The following is a 17,008-nucleotide window of genomic DNA, read 5'->3' as shown; positions in this document are numbered from 1 at the left end:
GAAGGGGTTTTGTTGTGGCTGAAAGGTGTTCATAGCAGATAGAAACCTGCCCTAGTTATCCATTGACTTGGGTTGCTTTCAAACGCTTACAGGATAAAATCAGGTGCATTATTATTTTAGGGTAAGGTAAACGTTATTATGTTGTTTCTAATACGGATATTTTTATTATGCTGGCTAATTATTGGGGTGACGCTGGGCGGTATTATTATGTGCCTGTGTACCTTAACGTCAAAAGATAGGGTGTACCGTTTAGGTAAGGTATTCTCTAAAGTGGCGGCCTTGTTTGGCTTATCCGTAGAAGGGCGAGTGGCTCCAGAAGCTGAAGTGGTTCCACAAGCTGTGTATATCGCTAACCACCAGAATAACTTCGACCTGTTTACTGCCGCAGTAGTTTTTCCTAGAGGAACGGTAACGGTAGGGAAAACTAGCCTGCGTTGGATTCCTTTCTTTGGAGCCTTGTATTGGGCGAGTGGCAATATTCTTATCAACCGTAATAACAGCAAAAAAGCCATCAAAACAATCGATCAAGTGGTGGCCAGTATGAAATCGACTGGACTGTCTATCTGGATGTTTCCAGAAGGTTCCCGTAGCCGAGGCCGAGGCTGGTTGCCTTTTAAACGCGGCGCTTTTCATGCGGCGGTTCAAGCGGGGGTTCCTATTATTCCCGTGGTGTGCAGTAATACCCATGAGCAAGTGAAACTAAACCGCTGGCATAATGGGAAAGTGATTGTTGAGATGCTGCCACCTATCAGCACGGCGGGGTTAAAGGAAACCGACGTGGTGAAACTCATGAAGCAATGTGAGTCACAAATGCATGAAACCAAAGCGCGATTGGACGAGGAGCTCGCCAAGCGTTAGTGGTTTTTTGCTATCTCTAGAAGCTGTTCCGTCATGGCGGCTTTGAGAGCGTGATTCGCTGGTAAGCTTTGTGTCGCCCATTCTGGATGTTGACGCGCTTTTTTCCACAGCGGTTTTATTGTGTTAATAATGGTTTTGTTGGTGTCGTTATCGTCTTGTTTATTGAGCGTAAAGGCATGTTGTGAGGCATGGCCCCGTTGGTCTAAATGAGCAATCAAGGCTAGGCCGCGTAAACACAAGAGACTCAATGTGGCACTGTCCGCACACAAATAATGGCGCTTGGTAAACTTGCTTTTCAGTGTGTCTTTATAGTGTCGTCCCGTTTGCCATGAGGCACCAAGGATCGCCCCTAAGGAAGTGGCGGCACCAAGAGATAAGCCGCCAGTCATCACATCCACCCCTGCGCCAATGGCGGCGCCTGTCATGGCGCTAGCCCCCGTGCTCACGCCCCATGCTTTGAGTGTATCGAGCGCAAAGATATCCTGCTGCCACTGCCCACTTTGTACAGAAAATGCTGCTGGCATGACATCCTCTTCACGAAACTCATAGAGAGTTAATAATGAATGGATAAATTGACTTTCTAGTTGGCGAATCTGTTGTTCAAAGGCCGCTGCATCGTCTGGCGCGGGCGGGTATCGGTCGCATATTCTGCGGCTACTGGCGGCCTGAATCAGTAAGTCGGCAAGATTATCGATGGCGAAGGTTTTGCGTGAACGTGCGGCCTCTTCTCGGCTGATGAGCAGTGTTTCTATGTCATCATAGTGGTCTGGCATCAAGCTTTGTAAGCTTTGATAAAGGCGTTTTTCATCTTCAAAATAAAAGGCGACAGAATCGTAACGCACGACCGCATGGAGATGGCGCTCCGCTAATATTTGTCGCCATGACGCTAAGTGCACACTGTCGGCGGCGCTAAAGTTTAAAATGGGCACAATGGGTTTACTGGCGCTGGCGAGTAGGGTGAGTTCGTCAAGATATTTCCCCAGCGGTGCTTGGCGAATGTCGATCACGTAGAGGATGATATCGCATTGGTTGAGCCGTTTAAGAATCTTAGCTTCTTGTTCGAAGTGGTCTTCTGCTAAATGACTTTGGCAGAAGGGGGCGATCCAACGGTTCCCTGGGTATTGATCAAAGGGAGGGTGTTGGCGTGCGTCCCATAAGCCAATCGAGTCTTCAAAGCCGGGCGTATCAATTAAGGTTAATAAGGTTTTGTTATTCACCTTGATAGCGACGCTTTCCACATGGCGTGTGGTGCCAGCTTGATTACTTATTTCGCCAAAGTTCTGTTGGCGTAGCAAGGTTCGAATCAGCGAGGTTTTGCCCGTATTCGCGTGACCAACGACTAACAGTGAAATCGACATGGCTATTCCTCCTCAGCGAAACGAAAGATAGAATCAGGGTGAATGCCTGCTTCTAATCCAGTGCGTAACCAAGCGTCGACAAACAGTGACGTACTTTTCCCTTCGTCCCCTTCATCTGCGTGTTCGCGAATCACCAGAGACACGTTAGGGTGTGCGCTGACGGCTTGAGAAAGAAAGCGTCGTGAGCCTCGGTCTGGGCTGTGTGTACCATCAACCAAAAGATAAAGCGGCTTGTGGTAAGTGGCCTGTAAAAAGGCCTGTTGCTGCGTGGCATCGTTCAATACCATCTGTTCTTCCGCCCCATAGAGGCTTTCTGGGATGGCTTGGCTCCATTCAAATAGGCCCCAAATTTGCCCAAGGGCATGGGCGTCTAATGGCTGAATGACAGGGTTTTCAGAGTGGGTTGCCTTGTTTACTGAAGCAGGAGATGGAACCGCTCTCTCTTTATCGACCACCCGTGCTTCGCTTTGTTCTTTATAACGTCGTTCAATGGCTTGTTCTTGGGTGTTCTTAGGGAGAGTTAAGCGTTTTATTCGATACATAACAACACTTAAAATACTCAATAAAAGGCGAGGTAGAACACCATAAAGCATGATACTGGCAAGCAACAATGTCGCCCAATGCTGACGAGTGCTGGCGGTTTGCGACACCATGTCCACGCGACTGGCCAGTATGTCCAGTTGGTTGGGAACGCTAATGCCAAGCCAATGAGGTAGTGCACTCAGTTGCTGGGTGATCCAGAGAAATTGCTGGTCGCCTAATAGGGTCGTCTCCCAAACAAAATTGACTTGGTTAGTGAGCAGGAGCAGCAAGGTCATTAAAAAACCAGCCAGTAAATAGCTGAACCAAGCGGTGTGTGAAATGGCACTCAATAGCCATTTGTTAGAATGGGTAGGGCACTGCCAATGCCAAAAAGCCGAACTGGCATCTGTGTTGATATTGGAGTGCTTGCTGATCTTATTATTAATGAAGATTAAGCTGGTCAGTAACACGCCTTTTGACTGTCTGGTGTTGTTACCCAGTGCTAACATACCAATCAACCAAATGATTAGGTTAAGACCATGAAACCCCAGCATCACGATCAATAACCAAAAGATATTCACCTTGCCAGAGGATGACACAGCGAAGGCTGGGGGAACGGCCAATAGGCCCAAAAGAAACGTCACAGCGAACAGAAAATAAAGGCCCAGTTTAAAATAGCGTTGTAGTTGTTCGCATTGTGCTAAGTAGCTTTTGGTCGGTTTGGTCTCTGCTTGTGCGTTCTTGCCAAAGGGACGAGCGCTTTTCGTTTGCGGATCATCCAGTTTGCTTAAGGCACCCTCAAGATTGGCTGCACGACTGGGTAAGCGAAAGTCGGTGTGACTTTCTAACCAAGCCGCGATAGACAGTTTTCCACGTGTAGACAAAGCCATTTACAAAGATACTCGTTGGATCACAGTCGACGGTTGTCGTTGCATCAAAATCTTACCGTGACGCATATTGAATAATACCTCTCCTTGATTACGTAGGACACTGTAATCGTCTTCCCCACTGAGTAAAATGCCGTTGGCAGGGTGACCTTCTTTCACACCATAATTTTTCAACTGCATCAGTTTAGCACTGTTGTCGGTAATAAAATCTAATGCATGAACGAAATCGTCATAGCCCATCATTTGACAGATATGCAGTCCAAAATCCAAGGAGCGTAATAGCTTGCCGTTACCTAGGGAATACCAAGGGTCGAAGATGGAATCCTGTGCGAAGCCCACATTCATGCCAGCGACGGTAAGTTCTTTGACACGGGTTAAACCACGGCGTTTAGGGTAGGAATCAAAGCGGCCTTGCAAGTGGATGCTTTCCGTTGGACAGGAAACAAAGTGAATACCAGAATGCTTTAACAAGCGGAACAGTTTGGAGCAGTAGGCATTATCATAAGAATGCATGGCGGTAGTGTGGCTGGCCGTCACGCGGTCGCCTATGCCTGCTTGCATGGCTTCATGGGCTAAAAATTCTAGGAAACGCGAGTTTGGATCATCGATTTCATCGCAATGCACATCCACTAAGCGGTCGTATTTGAGCGCGAGTTGAATCAGGGTTTTTACGGATTTTTCGCCCAGCTCGCGGGTGTATTCAAAATGCGGAATGCCACCAACCACATCCGCACCGATTTCCATGGCTTCTGTCATCAAGGCTTCACCATTGGGGTAGGAGTGAATGCCTTCCTGCGGAAACGCGACGACCTGAATATCGAGCACGTCTTTTAGCTCGTCACGCAGTTCGCATAGGGTACGCATGGCAACCAAAGAGGGATCCGTGGTGTCGATATGAGTGCGAATATGCTGCACGCCATTGTCAATCAGCATGGCTAAGGTGTCTTTCACGCGGCGACGGATGTCGTCGGGGCTTAGCATGGGTTTACGTTGCGACCAACGTTCGATGCCCTCGAACAAGGTACCGCTGCGGTTCCACTCTGGTTCCCCTGCCGTTAAGGCCGCATCGAGATGGATATGGGGCTCAACAAAAGGCGCACAAAACAGCTTACCTTGGGCGTCAATATCATCGCCAGCAGTGGAGGCGTCTAAAACGACGGGCTGGTCTTGTTGTTGAATCGAAGCAAACAAACCGTTTTCAACTGTGATGGTATAAAGTGCTGTTTGCTGTCTTAAGCGTGCATTGATGATCTTCACTTTCCACTCTCCTCTGCGTTGTTCTGTTAGTAACCCTAGTCGCCTAGGCTTTTGTTTTACCTGATGCTTTTGCTAAAGGCAAAGGGGCAGCCGTTTTTACTGAGCGAATGGCAAAATGACTTTGAATGTCTTTTACATGGGGTAACGATTGCAATGCTTTTAAAATGCGCTCGTAATCTTGTAAATCCACTGCCACCACTTCCAAACGGTAATCAGCAATGCCTGATACTAAATGTGCGCTGATAATGTCGTCCATTGCTAATATCGCGTTTTCAAAGGCAATGTGTTTGTCGTCCGCATGGCTTTTTAAGCGCACTTCGACAAATACCGTCATGGAAAAGCCCGCTTTCTGCCGATCAATGCGAGCATGGTAACCTTCGATGACCCCCGAGTCCTCTAGTTGCTTTACACGACGTAAACAAGGGGAGGGGGAAAGATGTATTTCCTCTGCCAACGCTACGTTGGTTAGCCGTCCATCGGATTGCAGATGAGAGAGTATTTCTAAGTCAGTTTTATCCATTTTGGCACACTTAGTATTTTATCTATTGAATATAGACATCTTATGCTAAAAATCTTACTTTTTGGAGTGTGAATAGCAAGGACATGCTCCCCCATCTACCTTGATAATAGGCTAAATATTGTTTAGCGAGGTGGATATGTCTCAGGTCGTCACACACAGCACGTCATCAAATGTGGCTCAAGAGCCACCCAAATACAAACAATACGCCACAGGCTGGGGTTTTCGCTTTGGGTTGGTCGCCGCCTTGGTGAGCATCTTGATTTGGGCATCGTGGCTTGTCAGTATGCGCGCAGGCATGACCAATTCATTAACAGTATTTGATTTGGGGATTCTGCGTTTCTCGCCGCCTGCATTATTATTGTTCCCTTTTCTCTGGCGCGCTCGGGCACAAGTCAAAGCAGTACCGCCTATTTTGCTTTTGGGCATTATTTGTGGTGCGGGTCTGCCATTTTTCTACTTAAGTGCAACGGGTCTGCGCTATGCCCCCGCCTCCCATGCGGGCCTGTTAATATTGGGGGCTTATCCCTTTTTTGTGACCTTGTTGGCGGTGCTGCTTTATCAAGAAACCGTGAGCCGAGCCCGTAAAATCGGCTTGAGTTTTGTGTGTACGGGGGTGGTTCTTTTGCTCGTTTTGTCGTTATTAACCGCCCCTGCGGGCACGTGGAAAGGGGATTTACTTCTATTGGGCGCCAGTGTTTTTTGGTCCATTTATACCGTTAGTCTGCGTATTGCTGGCTTGCCACCGCTGGTGTCTACGGCTCTGATGGGGCTATCTTCAACCGTTATTCTGCTCTTTATGTGGGGAACCGGGTTGGTTTCCTGCCATTTGGCGGATGCATCGTGGGATATGTTGGCTGGTCAACTGGTTGTGCAAAGTCTATTGGTGGGGTTATTAACTGGCTTCACCTATGGTTACGCCATCCATAAATTGGGGGCGGAAAACATGGCGGCCATCGGCGCTTTTACCCCTGTCCTCGCGGCACTGATAGCCATCCCTGTGCTGGGCGAGCACCTAGAAGGCTACTCCGTCGTTGGTCTGGTGCTGGTCAGTATTGGTGTCATTATTGCCAGTGGCATCGTTAAACGCTCTCGCTGATCAACTTCGGTGTAACGGTTCCCTTAGATGGCCATATGCCATTTATATCAAGTAGTTAACCAAGCGTTTTTATGTCCCAAAAGATCGATAAAGCGTGATTCATAGCGTGCTTTAGTGAGTAAATGTTGTCGTGCTAGGTAGATATGTGTCTTATTGTTTCGGGTGATTGAAGTGTCGACTCTCATCGATCAGTATGTAGGAATAATCTTACAAGAGATAAGGTAAAATTCATCTATTCACTGAGTCGTTTTTAGAGGGGCTTATGATGCGGTTCAATTCCATTAGAGTGAAAAGTTCGCTGCCTGTTTTGGTTACCACGGTTACGTTTATCATCGCTTTATCTTCCTTGCTGTATGTGCTTGATAAGAATGAAGCGGCCTTAACGGTGCAAACGGAACGTTATTTTAAAGCATCCTCAGTAGTGCTTAATGCTGACCGGGATCTCTACCAAGCTGAACTAGCTCAGCAACGCTTAATTGATGGTGTGGGGAATGACGGTGATAAAAAAGATCGCACTGACAATATTCAGCAAGTGAAAGATCGCTTTGCAGCTTTCCTCAAATACGTTGCCAATGAACCTGCTATAGCGTCGCAGTTTAGTGACTTTGATAACGCCATGGCGACATGGTTAGCTTCCTCCGAAGCGGCATTAAAGGCATCTGGAACCGACGCAAATTTTGCAGTGCTTGCCAAGCAAGAGGGGGCTAATTTCTCCGCTTTGCGCTCCATTTTGAATAAAGCGGGAGAAGTGGTTGAGCAGCGTTCAGAGGAGGCTCGCGCCGAACTGTTAGCGGAAAATGCGCGTTTTGAAAAGATTGCCCTTTCCATTGTGATTTTAGGTCTACTTGTTGCTATGTGGTTTAGCTACCGTATGCCTAAAGTATTGACTGGGCAGGTACGCTACATTGGAACACGTATCCGTGAGATTTCCGAAGGCGATGGTGATTTAACACAGCGTATTGCGTTTTCAACAAACGATGAGTTAGGCGATTTAGCGCATGAATTTAATGGTTTTGTAGAGAAACTAAGAGGCATCATTAGTAGTATCCATAATCAGTCGAGTGCACTGGGGAAAATGACCGAGAACCTGAATGGCGTGGCGAATGAAACAGGTTGTATCACCTCAGCCCTTGCTAGTGCCTCAGAATCCATTGTCAGCGCGGGTCACCAAATGGATATGTCGAATCAACAGATGGCAAGCGTCGCAAGCAGTACATCCGCCGAATCGCAAAACTCCAATGCGCTTGCGCAAAATGGTTTATCTGCGGTTCAGCGTTCGCAAAATGCCGTCTCCGAATTGGTATCGGATATTGAAAATGCCTTAGGCCGCTCGGCGGAATTGCAAAAAAGCTCAGAGGACATTGCGTCGGTGCTGGAAGTGATTCGCAATATCGCAGAGCAAACCAACTTATTGGCATTGAACGCCGCCATTGAGGCGGCGCGTGCAGGGGAACAAGGTCGTGGCTTTGCCGTGGTGGCAGACGAAGTGCGTACCCTTGCCACGCGAACTCAAGACAGTACAGATGAAATTGAAACCATGATTGAAAAGCTTAAAAACAACGTGGCCGAATCGTCCAAAGCCATCCAAAATAGCCGTGATAATGCGGGTACCACGGCCAATAACTTTGGCGAGGTAACGGAAATTTTTTACTCCTTACAAGAGTCTTTCGGTAAGGTGCAAGATATGGCCGCTCAAACAGCGCAAGCGACCCAAGAACAAACCGACGTAGCGAACGAGATCAACCGCAATATGTCATCGCTTAAAGACCAGACACAATCGGTTCAATCTGTGTCTGATATGATCCAAAAACAAGCACACCAGATTTCTGAACTCTATGAAGAGCTAGATCGCCAAGTGGGTAGCTTTAAAGTGTAGCGTTCTCTATCGACTAATACATAGCAAAGCCGCTGCCGAAAGGTATGCGGCTTTGCCGTGTCTGCTGATTGCCAAAATTGATAAAGTCGTCGCAGCAAACCCAAAATACAAATCGCGTTCTGGCTTCTTAGCTGAAGCATCTAAGAAAGTGCTACAGTTAACCTAATCTTTTTTGCCAAACGAAGGAGACGTAGTCATGAGTGACATTTTAAAGACAGTAGATAAAGCAGCGAAAGGACTACAACAAGCGGGTGCGATTGATAAAACCACCATGCGTAAGTTTGATTCCTTATGTTTAACTGCAATCTATGACTTTACTCCCTAACAAGTGAAGCAACTGAGATTGGCGAACAATCTTTCCCAGCCCGTGTTTATCTAATATCTTAACGTCAGTGATAAGCTGGTGAAAAAATGGGAGCAAGGCGAAGCTAAGCCTAGAGGCGCAGCGCTAAAAATGTTGTCTTTGGTTGAGCGGAAAGGTATAGAAGTGATTGCTTAACTGCAGTGAAATATTGGAAATACATAATGTGATTTTTTGGAATCAATAAAATAAGGAAGTACTTTGCTGACTAGAAAAGAATTTGAAAGACTTATAGCTGAAATTGATCGAGAGCTTGGTGATAAAGCCTTACTCTTTCATCAAAGGCCATTACATGCTTTTTCTATCTTAGCAGAAAAACTTGATCCAAATGGTGTGTTTCCTATTACTTCTGAAGATTTTAATGATTCAGATGACTTTTCAAATGAGGCTATTTTCACTCAAGTCCACAATTGGTATGAAGAAACTTATGGTGGTCGAGAAAAAATACATATGGGGCCTGGTAGCTATATCCTCATTATTAAAGGTGAGCCTTGGAAGGTCGAGCTTCCTTTAGTGTATGGCAGGAACAACTTTACAATCGACTCTGATCTTGAAAAGGTTGAAAGGTATGTTGTTGCAAATGACGGAAAAAAAGTCCCATCGACTAATATTCTTTGGCATGTGGAAAACATAACTAGAAAAGTAGCCTTATCTCTTTCTGATGAAGAGCGAGAAATTATTCTTCAAGACTATATGTTTGCTTTGAACTCAGTGCAATTTTTACGAGATTTAAAAGGTGTTCCATATATGGAGCAGGGAATGAATGATTACGAAATGGCGATTCACAATATTTTCTATAAATACCCTGATTACAACAATGCAAAATGGTCTGCACTTCAGTTTGCAGAAAAAACCATTAAATCAAAGCTGAAGCAACATAATAATAAGTTCTTTAAACGAATTCATAGTCTCTCAGACCTTTCTGAAGATCTTGAGAAAATAGGAATAGATGTCTCAAAGGAACTGCTGAGTAATATACAGTGTTCTGCTGGGGTTCGATATGGTGAGCAAGCTGTAACTCGACATGAGGCCGTTCTTGCAATTAGAAGTTCACTTTCCTTATTCTCAGATGTCTTTCAAGCATCTTCATTTGAGATTAATACAAAGTAATCAGGCACAAAAAACCGCTTACCTTTCGATAAGCGGTTTTTTCATTTCTGTACCAACAAATTCTATTAAATAGAATTACGCATCAATACGTTTATATTTAATACGAGTAGGAGTGGCGTCTTTACCGGTACGAGATTTGTAGTCGGCCTCGTATTCTTGGTAGTTCCCTTCAAAGAAGACGGCTTTCGAGTCGCCTTCGTAGGCCAAGATGTGGGTTGCCACACGGTCTAGGAACCAACGGTCGTGGGAAATCACAATGGCAGAGCCTGGGAAGGCGAGAAGTGCGTCTTCCAGTGCACGTAAGGTTTCAACATCAAGGTCGTTGGTCGGTTCGTCCAATAGCAAGACGTTGCCGCCTTCTTTCAAAAGTTTGGCAAGGTGCAAACGGTTACGCTCACCACCGGATAGGTGTTTGACCAGTTTTTGTTGGTCAGAACCTTTGAAGTTGAAGCGGCCAATGTAAGCGCGGGAAGGTACTTTCCAGCCGTTTACTGTGATCATGTCTTGGCCATCGGCAATTTCTTCGAAAACCGTTTTTTCGCCGTCCAGTTCACGCATTTGATCAACGTAAGCTAATTGAACGGTTTCCCCAATGGTCACGGTACCTGAATCGGGTTGTTCAAGACCAGCAATCATTTTGAACAGTGTGGATTTACCCGCACCGTTGCCACCGATTACACCGACGATCGCGCCTGGTGGTACGACCATATTAAAGTCTTCCACTAAAACGCGGCCATCGAATCCTTTAGAAACGTTCTCGATTTCGATGACTTTGTTACCTAGGCGTGGGCCAGGTGGAATGTACAATTCGTTGGTTTCGTTGCGTTCTTGGAATTCTTTCGAGTTCATTTCTTCGAAACGGGCCAGACGGGCTTTGGATTTGGACTGACGACCTTTGGCGTTTTGTCGAACCCACTCAAGCTCAGATTTGATGGCTTTTTGGTGAGACGCTTGTTGTTTTGCTTCGGTTTGTAGTCGAGCGTCTTTTTGTTCCAACCAAGAAGAATAGTTGCCTTCGTATGGAATACCGTGGCCACGGTCAAGCTCAAGAATCCAGCCTGCTGCGTTATCAAGGAAGTAGCGGTCGTGGGTGATGGCGACCACGGTGCCTGGGTAATCTTTCAAGAAACGCTCTAGCCAAGCAACGGACTCGGCGTCCAAGTGGTTGGTTGGCTCGTCGAGCAGGATCATGTCAGGTTTGTCTAGAAGCAGACGACATAGGGCGACACGGCGACGCTCACCCCCTGATAGATGCTCAACGTTGGCATCCCAAGGTGGCAGACGCAGGGCATCGGCGGCGACTTCTAACGCACGGTCTAGGTTGTGACCATCTTTTGCTGTGATCAGGTTTTCAAGTTCGGCTTGTTCAGCGGCCAGCGCGTCAAAGTCCGCATCCGGATCTGCATACGCTGCGTACACTTCATCGAGACGAACAAGGGCATTTTTTACGTCGGCAACGGATTCTTCCACAATGCCACGCACGTCTTTTGATGGATCCAGTTCAGGTTCTTGTGGCAAGTAACCCACTTTTAATCCTGGCATGGGACGAGCTTCGCCATTGTATTCCTGATCAACCCCCGCCATGATGCGCAGAAGCGTCGATTTACCCGAGCCGTTAAGACCCAAGACGCCGATTTTTGCGCCGGGGAAGAAAGAGAGGGAAATGTCTTTGAGAATTTCGCGTTTAGGGGGAACAACTTTCCCTACGCGGTTCATGCTGTAAACAAACTGAGCCATAAGCGAGTAGTTTCCTGATAAATGGTTTGATAGCTAGTGTAATAAACTGACTGTCTGAATAAAATGCCCACAGAGCGATTTTGTTACGCTCGATTTGTAAGGAGTCTTAATGTAATAAAGTGTGCTAAGAATAGCACATTCCCTGTTAATTCAGAATAACACTCCCCGTCTGCCTTATTGGCCGCTGAGCACAATTAAAGCAGCACCAATCACAACCAAAATCGCCCCTATCCAAGCGCCGAACGCTGGGCGTTGTTTGGTGGTGATCCAAAGCCCAGGCAAAATCAACACGGGGACAATGGCGGATAATGTCGTGACGATGCCAACATTGGCGTGACCAACCCCCCATACTAAGACGCTCATACCGATAACCATACCGATGGTTGCCAAGGCGGTAATGCCCATAAAATCTGAGCGAGTTAATTCGGAAAAAGGTAGGCTACTGGCAGGTCTTCTATGACGATAATAAAGCCCATAAGCCAGCAGTAAAGCGATGGCGCCAGCACTGACTCGTACCGTCGATACGGCGATGGGGTCGGCACCATCCAGCAAGGCGGGCTTACTTAATAGAGCCCCACAGGCTTGGCCTAGTGCGCCACCTAGAGCGAAGAGGACGCCAGTACTGAGTTTGCCTTTGGTTTGCTCCCATTCGTGCAGTTGTTCACGCCTTTTGCCGAATAGAATCGCGATAATGACGCCGCTGAATACCAGGCCACAGGCCAACAGTTGGGTCAGTGAGAGGGCTTCGTTGAGAAAAAGCCAACTGAGGAAAATCGACATAGGGGCGTTGGTGGCAAATAAGACACCTGTTCGACGCGGCCCCAGACGGTGAACGGCCGTAAATAGCATGGTATCCCCGAGGAAAATACCTAGCAGCCCAGACAGAATCACTAACGGCGCGTGTTGCCATAAAGACGTATCAAAACGCTGGCCGAGTAGGCTAATCAGGATCAGAAGGCTACTGGCAATGGTAATGCGTGTTGTGTTGAAACGCATGGTTCCGAAGCGATGTATGAGTCTTGGTGCCATTAAACTTGAAACTGTCCAGCACAGCGCTGCAACAAAACCTGATAATTCTGCAAAAGGCATGGTACTTCCTTATGAGTGACTGGATGCTCGTTCGAACAAAAGCCGATCTTTGTTAATGGCTTACAATAAAACCGACTTCCTGTTAATAAGGCTGACATCATGGCGAACGTTGTCACGGCCTATGCCATGATATAAATCACCGTCTGGTACGATGGCCAAGTGTTGATTGGTAGCTATATTAAGGTGAGATTGGTATGATTCCGAGTATAAAATAGAGCCGTTTAATTGGTTTGTAAACTTCATTTTTTACTCATTTTGGAACCGTCATGCGATGCCCATTTTGTGGAATGCAAGATACCAAAGTTCTTGACTCCCGCCTAGTATCTGAAGGAGCGCAAGTGCGCCGTCGTCGCACCTGTAGTCATTGTCAGGAGCGTTTCACCACATTTGAAGTGGCAGAGCTCCAAATGCCTAAACTGATTAAAAGTGATGGTAGCCGTGAGCCTTTTGATGAGGATAAGCTGCGTAGTGGCATTCTTAAAGCGATAGAGAAGCGCCCTGTGAGCAGTGAATCGATTGAAACGGCGATCGCACGGATTAAAGAAAAAATGCAAGCAACGGGTGAGCGCGAATTGCCGTCCCGTTGGACGGGGGAGGCTGTTATGGAAGAGCTGCAGCGTCTGGATCAAGTGGCGTATGTGCGGTTTGCTTCTGTCTATCGAAGTTTTAAAGACATTAGTGAGTTTCGTGACGCCATTGATCATCTTGAAAACCGTCGAGACAGTGTGTCATTAGCGGATGTCAAACAAGAAGGGAAATAAGTTATGACTCAGAATCATGAGTACTGGATGGCGAAAGCCATTAAACTGGCTCAAAAAGGTCTCTATTCTACCCATCCCAATCCTCGTGTTGGCTGTGTCATCGTAAAAGATGGAGAACTACTCGGTCAGGGTTATCATGTTCGCGCGGGGGAAGGTCATGCTGAGGTGAATGCCTTAGCCGATGCGAAGAGCCGAGGGAATTACGATTTCACGGGGGCCACAGCCTATGTGACGCTTGAGCCTTGTAGTCACCACGGAAAAACGCCACCTTGTGCCGACGCATTAATTAAAGTGGGCATCGCTTGTCTGGTTTATGGGATGCAGGATCCTAACCCAGAAGTCGCTGGAAATGGTTTGAAGCGTATTGCCAAAGCCGATATTGAGGTGGTGGGCCCGGTCTTAAAAGCGCAATGTGAAGCGCTAAATCCTGGTTTTATCAAGCGTATGCGTGAAGGGCTGCCCTTTATTCGGGTGAAGCTTGCCATCAGTGTGGATGGGCGTACAGCAATGGAGTCCGGCGAAAGCCAATGGATTACGGGGCCAGATGCGCGCCAAGATGTACAACGCTTAAGGGCTCAAAGCGATGCGATTGTGACGGGGATCGGCTCAGTCTTGGCGGATAATCCAAGTATGACCGTGCGCATTGATAATAATGACCAACCCGTCGACGCTACAACAGTGCGTCAACCCTTACGCGTGGTGATGGATACGGCGTTATCTATTTTACCGGATGCGAAGGTTCTTTTTCCCACCCAGCAATCCTGTGTGTTTTGCGTGGAAGAAGAAATAGAATCCGAGCACTTGGATCTCTTACAAGAGCGGGGTGTGACGGTGCGCTTTGCGAATCGTGGCGAGGATGGTCGATTGGATTTATTGACCACTATGGAACAATTGGCCGATGATGGCATTAACGAGGTATTGGTAGAAACTGGAGCAGAGCTTGCAGGGGGCTTTTTACAAGCTGGCTTGGTCGATGAAATTGTCGTGTATATGGCGCCTAAACTACTTGGCTCAACGGCACGACCGATGTTCCAATTGCCTTTAGACACCATGGAAGAAGCCGTGGATCTGGAACTTAAATCGGTACATCAAATTGGTCAGGATTTACGTTTGGTCTATGTACCTCTATACCTTGAGTACGATGAAGACTTGTTGGACGTTGATGAATGGGGCGTGGCACAAGACGCTTAGTTGACGAATCAACGATAGCTTGTCCTAACAATAAAAAGTGAGATTACGATGGCGTTAAACAGTGTAGAAGAAATTTTAGCCGATATCCGTCAAGGTAAAATGGTTATCTTGATGGATGACGAGGATCGAGAAAACGAAGGGGACATAATCGTCGCTGCCGAGTGCATCACGCCAGAGATTATCAACTTTATGGCTGTGCATGCTCGTGGCTTGATTTGCCTAACGTTAACGCCTGAGCGTTGTAAGCAACTCAATCTCCCTTTAATGGTTAATGACAATGGCACGGTGTATTCCACCAACTTCACTCTATCTATCGAAGCCGCTGAAGGGGTGACCACTGGTATTTCGGCGGCTGATCGTGCTTTGACCGTGAAACGTGCGGTGATGGCGAATGCCAAACCTTCTGATATCGTGCAGCCAGGTCATGTTTTCCCTTTGATGGCCCGTGCTGGTGGGGTATTAAGTCGAGCCGGTCATACTGAAGCTGGGTGTGATTTAGCGCGTATGGCGGGTTACGAAGGGGCCTCTGTGATTGTGGAAGTCATTAATGACGATGGCACCATGGCAAGAAGACCAGATTTAGAAAAGTTTGCCGAGAAACATGGCTTAAAAATTGGTACAATCGCCGACCTGATTCATTATCGCACGTTAAATGAGACCACCGTAGAACGTGAAAGCGAGAGCGTGGTACAAACCGAAGCGGGCGAGTTCAACTTAATTACTTATCGCGATACGGTTCAGGGGCTTTCTCACCTTGCATTTGTGAAGGGGGATATTGCTGCGGATGAGCCGACGTTGGTGCGTGTGCATGTGGCGGATCCGGCACGCGATTTTGCTGGCATTATCGGTGAATCGGAAGAGCCGCGTTGGTCCATGAGTAAAGCGTTGGATTATATCGGACAAGCAGGTAAAGGCGTGGTTGTCTTAGTGGACACCCATGATAAACCGATGGATTTAGCGAGCAGCTTTGCCACGTCGATTCATCCACCAGCAGGTAAAGGACCAGATCAGAGTGGCTCCGGTACGTATTTGACGGTAGGGACTGGATCACAAATTTTGCGCGACCTTGGCATTCGTAAAATGCGCTTACTAAGCTCGCCTAAAAAGTTCTCCGTGACAGGGTTTGACCTTGAAGCAGTAGAGTTTATTCCTTATGCGGGGGCGCCTGACGCAACCGTTAAGCAAGATTAGAAGAGAGGTTGTCATGAAGGATATTACGACTTACGAAGGACATTTTTCTGCACCTGGTGCGAAATTTGCGCTCGTGGTTGGCCGTTTTAACAGCTATGTTGTTGAAAGTTTGTTAGATGGCGCGGTTGATACCTTGATTCGTCATGGTATTCGCAAAGAAGATTTGACGATTGTACGTGCTCCTGGTGCCTTTGAAATTCCGGTGATCGTTAAGAAAGTGGCAGATCAAGGTAAGTACGATGGCATCATTGCATTGGGTGCGGTCATTCGAGGTGGCACGCCACATTTTGAATATGTGGCAGGTGAATGTGTGAGTGGCCTGAGTCACGTTGCATTACAATATGGTATTCCGGTGTCGTTTGGTGTGTTAACCGTCGACACCATTGAGCAGGCGATTGAGCGTGCGGGCACGAAAGCGGGCAACAAAGGAGCAGAAGCGGCAATCTCTGCCCTTGAGACCGTGGCTGTCCTACGTAGTCTGGATAACTGAGGCAAAAAATGAGCGAAGTGGAAACAACCAACGACCAAAACCCGGCACCGAAACGTAAGGATAAAAAACCTTCACGTTCTCAGATGCGCAGCGCGTCTCGTGGTTTGGCATTACAAGCGGTCTATCAATGGCAGATGAATCAATCTTCTGTTAGTGAGATCGAAACGCAATTCACCTTAGATCAAGACATGAGTGCTTGTGACAAGTTGTATTTTCGTGAATTATTGCAGGGCGTCACCAGCCGTGCAAAAAAACTGGATGGTTTGTTCGAAGAGTTACTGGATCGTCCTTTGAGCGAACTTGATCCCATTGAATTGGCCGTATTGCGCCTTGGTGCGTTTGAATTGTCTGAGCGTTTGGATGTTCCCTACCGCGTTGCGATCAACGAAGGCGTGGAATTGGCGAAAAGCTTTGGTGCCACGGAAAGCCATAAATACGTTAATGGTATTTTGGATAAGCTGGCTCAGCGTCTCCGTCGTGAAGAAATTGCCGCTCGCCGACAGGCCAATAAGTAATCAATAAACGGTGAGCCAATGCTCACCGAAAGTATGATTAACTGATAGTTTAAAACCCCATTATTCGTTAGTGAATAATGGGGTTTTTTATGTCAGCTGTTCGTCCTTTCTCTAACCCTTTCAAGTTAAACAAAATATTACGTATCAACACCAAAACCCCATAAGCATTCCGCCAGCTTTTGACTAACC

17 protein-coding genes are annotated in these 17,008 nt (G+C 47.1%); 10 read left to right on the top strand and 7 right to left on the bottom strand.

Features of this window, described 5'->3' with window-relative positions; all coding sequences use genetic code 11:
• Positions 1–138 precede the first annotated feature (138 nt).
• Positions 139–858 (top strand): 1-acylglycerol-3-phosphate O-acyltransferase, encoded by a 720-nt coding sequence (locus AC0VYI_RS22805; protein WP_475445795.1) that lies wholly within the window; start codon positions 139–141, stop codon positions 856–858.
• Here the strand turns inward: AC0VYI_RS22805 and AC0VYI_RS22800 are convergent.
• Genes AC0VYI_RS22800 through AC0VYI_RS22785 form a run of 4 tightly spaced genes read right to left on the bottom strand, consistent with a single transcriptional unit; the run spans position 855 to position 5,402 of the window.
• Entirely contained in the window at positions 855–2,216 is a 1,362-nt protein-coding gene (locus AC0VYI_RS22800; protein ID WP_475445793.1) for a DUF3482 domain-containing protein, read from the bottom strand. The genes AC0VYI_RS22805 and AC0VYI_RS22800 overlap by 4 nt on opposite strands.
• A gap of 2 nt (positions 2,217–2,218) precedes the next feature.
• Complete coding sequence (locus AC0VYI_RS22795; protein WP_475445791.1) at positions 2,219–3,628, bottom strand: DUF2868 domain-containing protein; 1,410 nt, start codon at positions 3,626–3,628, stop codon at positions 2,219–2,221.
• Positions 3,629–4,882: a cytosine deaminase gene (gene codA, locus AC0VYI_RS22790; protein ID WP_475445790.1), complete on the bottom strand. Its 1,254-nt coding sequence runs from the start codon at positions 4,880–4,882 to the stop codon at positions 3,629–3,631.
• Between the two features lie 43 nt (positions 4,883–4,925).
• On the bottom strand, positions 4,926–5,402 hold the full coding sequence (locus tag AC0VYI_RS22785; protein ID WP_475445788.1) for an Lrp/AsnC family transcriptional regulator: 477 nt from the start codon (positions 5,400–5,402) through the stop codon (positions 4,926–4,928).
• Between the two features lie 136 nt (positions 5,403–5,538).
• On the opposite strand from AC0VYI_RS22785, the gene AC0VYI_RS22780 reads away from it, so the two are divergent.
• The 4 genes from AC0VYI_RS22780 (at position 5,539) to AC0VYI_RS22765 (ending at position 9,845) form a co-directional block, all read left to right on the top strand.
• Positions 5,539–6,498 (top strand): DMT family transporter, encoded by a 960-nt coding sequence (locus AC0VYI_RS22780; protein WP_475445786.1) that lies wholly within the window; start codon positions 5,539–5,541, stop codon positions 6,496–6,498.
• Positions 6,499–6,760: 262 nt separating this feature from the next.
• Positions 6,761–8,374 carry a methyl-accepting chemotaxis protein gene (locus tag AC0VYI_RS22775; RefSeq protein ID WP_475445785.1) on the top strand — a complete coding sequence of 538 codons (1,614 nt, stop codon included), beginning with the start codon at positions 6,761–6,763 and terminating at the stop codon, positions 8,372–8,374.
• 196 nt (positions 8,375–8,570) lie between these two features.
• The gene (locus AC0VYI_RS22770) at positions 8,571–8,699 is read left to right on the top strand and encodes a hypothetical protein (RefSeq protein ID WP_475445784.1); all 129 of its coding nucleotides are present in this window, start codon (positions 8,571–8,573) and stop codon (positions 8,697–8,699) included.
• Positions 8,700–8,936: 237 nt separating this feature from the next.
• Complete coding sequence (locus tag AC0VYI_RS22765) at positions 8,937–9,845, top strand: hypothetical protein (RefSeq protein WP_475445782.1); 909 nt, start codon at positions 8,937–8,939, stop codon at positions 9,843–9,845.
• A 75-nt stretch (positions 9,846–9,920) separates the two neighbouring features.
• On the opposite strand, the gene ettA is transcribed toward AC0VYI_RS22765, so the two are convergent.
• From ettA to AC0VYI_RS22750, 3 genes are all read right to left on the bottom strand, one after another.
• Complete coding sequence (gene ettA / locus AC0VYI_RS22760; RefSeq protein WP_199476322.1) at positions 9,921–11,582, bottom strand: energy-dependent translational throttle protein EttA; 1,662 nt, start codon at positions 11,580–11,582, stop codon at positions 9,921–9,923.
• 174 nt (positions 11,583–11,756) lie between these two features.
• Complete coding sequence (locus AC0VYI_RS22755) at positions 11,757–12,671, bottom strand: DMT family transporter (RefSeq protein ID WP_475445781.1); 915 nt, start codon at positions 12,669–12,671, stop codon at positions 11,757–11,759.
• Between the two features lie 60 nt (positions 12,672–12,731).
• A complete protein-coding gene (locus AC0VYI_RS22750; RefSeq protein ID WP_199476324.1) occupies positions 12,732–12,914 on the bottom strand; it encodes a hypothetical protein in 183 nt (60 codons plus the stop codon).
• Between the two features lie 23 nt (positions 12,915–12,937).
• Here AC0VYI_RS22750 and nrdR point away from each other — a divergent pair, with 23 nt between their 5' ends.
• The 5 genes from nrdR to nusB are packed head-to-tail and all read left to right on the top strand — an operon-like array spanning position 12,938 to position 16,819.
• Positions 12,938–13,432, top strand: coding sequence for a transcriptional regulator NrdR (gene nrdR, locus AC0VYI_RS22745; protein WP_199476325.1), 495 nt, complete (start codon positions 12,938–12,940; stop codon positions 13,430–13,432).
• 3 nt (positions 13,433–13,435) lie between these two features.
• Complete coding sequence (gene ribD, locus AC0VYI_RS22740) at positions 13,436–14,623, top strand: bifunctional diaminohydroxyphosphoribosylaminopyrimidine deaminase/5-amino-6-(5-phosphoribosylamino)uracil reductase RibD (protein WP_199476326.1); 1,188 nt, start codon at positions 13,436–13,438, stop codon at positions 14,621–14,623.
• A 48-nt stretch (positions 14,624–14,671) separates the two neighbouring features.
• Complete coding sequence (gene ribBA / locus AC0VYI_RS22735; protein ID WP_199476327.1) at positions 14,672–15,814, top strand: bifunctional 3,4-dihydroxy-2-butanone-4-phosphate synthase/GTP cyclohydrolase II; 1,143 nt, start codon at positions 14,672–14,674, stop codon at positions 15,812–15,814.
• 13 nt (positions 15,815–15,827) lie between these two features.
• Entirely contained in the window at positions 15,828–16,304 is a 477-nt protein-coding gene (ribH, locus tag AC0VYI_RS22730) for a 6,7-dimethyl-8-ribityllumazine synthase (RefSeq protein ID WP_067020242.1), read from the top strand.
• A gap of 8 nt (positions 16,305–16,312) precedes the next feature.
• Positions 16,313–16,819 (top strand): transcription antitermination factor NusB, encoded by a 507-nt coding sequence (nusB, locus tag AC0VYI_RS22725; protein WP_199476328.1) that lies wholly within the window; start codon positions 16,313–16,315, stop codon positions 16,817–16,819.
• The last annotated feature ends 189 nt before the right edge of the window (positions 16,820–17,008 follow it).

The sequence above is a fragment of the Marinomonas sp. 63XJN7_9_ISO-PGPR-S23-217 genome (assembly GCF_056173515.1).
The sequence above is the reverse complement of the archived record's forward strand: the minus strand, read 5'-3'. Positions and strand labels throughout refer to the sequence as shown.

What these genes read in the sequence shown, in the direction of transcription:
- AC0VYI_RS22795 (WP_475445791.1), bottom strand. Translation starts at nt 3,628, where the DNA reads ATGGCTTTGTCTACACGTGGAAAACTGTCTATCGCGGCTTGGTTAGAA.
- ettA (WP_199476322.1), bottom strand. Translation starts at nt 11,582, where the DNA reads ATGGCTCAGTTTGTTTACAGCATGAACCGCGTAGGGAAAGTTGTTCCC.
- AC0VYI_RS22750 (WP_199476324.1), bottom strand. Translation starts at nt 12,914, where the DNA reads ATGAAGTTTACAAACCAATTAAACGGCTCTATTTTATACTCGGAATCA.
- ribH (WP_067020242.1), top strand. Translation starts at nt 15,828, where the DNA reads ATGAAGGATATTACGACTTACGAAGGACATTTTTCTGCACCTGGTGCG.
- AC0VYI_RS22800 (WP_475445793.1), bottom strand. Translation starts at nt 2,216, where the DNA reads ATGTCGATTTCACTGTTAGTCGTTGGTCACGCGAATACGGGCAAAACC.
- AC0VYI_RS22805 (WP_475445795.1), top strand. Translation starts at nt 139, where the DNA reads ATGTTGTTTCTAATACGGATATTTTTATTATGCTGGCTAATTATTGGG.
- AC0VYI_RS22775 (WP_475445785.1), top strand. Translation starts at nt 6,761, where the DNA reads ATGATGCGGTTCAATTCCATTAGAGTGAAAAGTTCGCTGCCTGTTTTG.
- ribBA (WP_199476327.1), top strand. Translation starts at nt 14,672, where the DNA reads ATGGCGTTAAACAGTGTAGAAGAAATTTTAGCCGATATCCGTCAAGGT.
- AC0VYI_RS22770 (WP_475445784.1), top strand. Translation starts at nt 8,571, where the DNA reads ATGAGTGACATTTTAAAGACAGTAGATAAAGCAGCGAAAGGACTACAA.
- AC0VYI_RS22780 (WP_475445786.1), top strand. Translation starts at nt 5,539, where the DNA reads ATGTCTCAGGTCGTCACACACAGCACGTCATCAAATGTGGCTCAAGAG.
- ribD (WP_199476326.1), top strand. Translation starts at nt 13,436, where the DNA reads ATGACTCAGAATCATGAGTACTGGATGGCGAAAGCCATTAAACTGGCT.
- AC0VYI_RS22785 (WP_475445788.1), bottom strand. Translation starts at nt 5,402, where the DNA reads ATGGATAAAACTGACTTAGAAATACTCTCTCATCTGCAATCCGATGGA.
- AC0VYI_RS22755 (WP_475445781.1), bottom strand. Translation starts at nt 12,671, where the DNA reads ATGCCTTTTGCAGAATTATCAGGTTTTGTTGCAGCGCTGTGCTGGACA.
- nrdR (WP_199476325.1), top strand. Translation starts at nt 12,938, where the DNA reads ATGCGATGCCCATTTTGTGGAATGCAAGATACCAAAGTTCTTGACTCC.
- nusB (WP_199476328.1), top strand. Translation starts at nt 16,313, where the DNA reads ATGAGCGAAGTGGAAACAACCAACGACCAAAACCCGGCACCGAAACGT.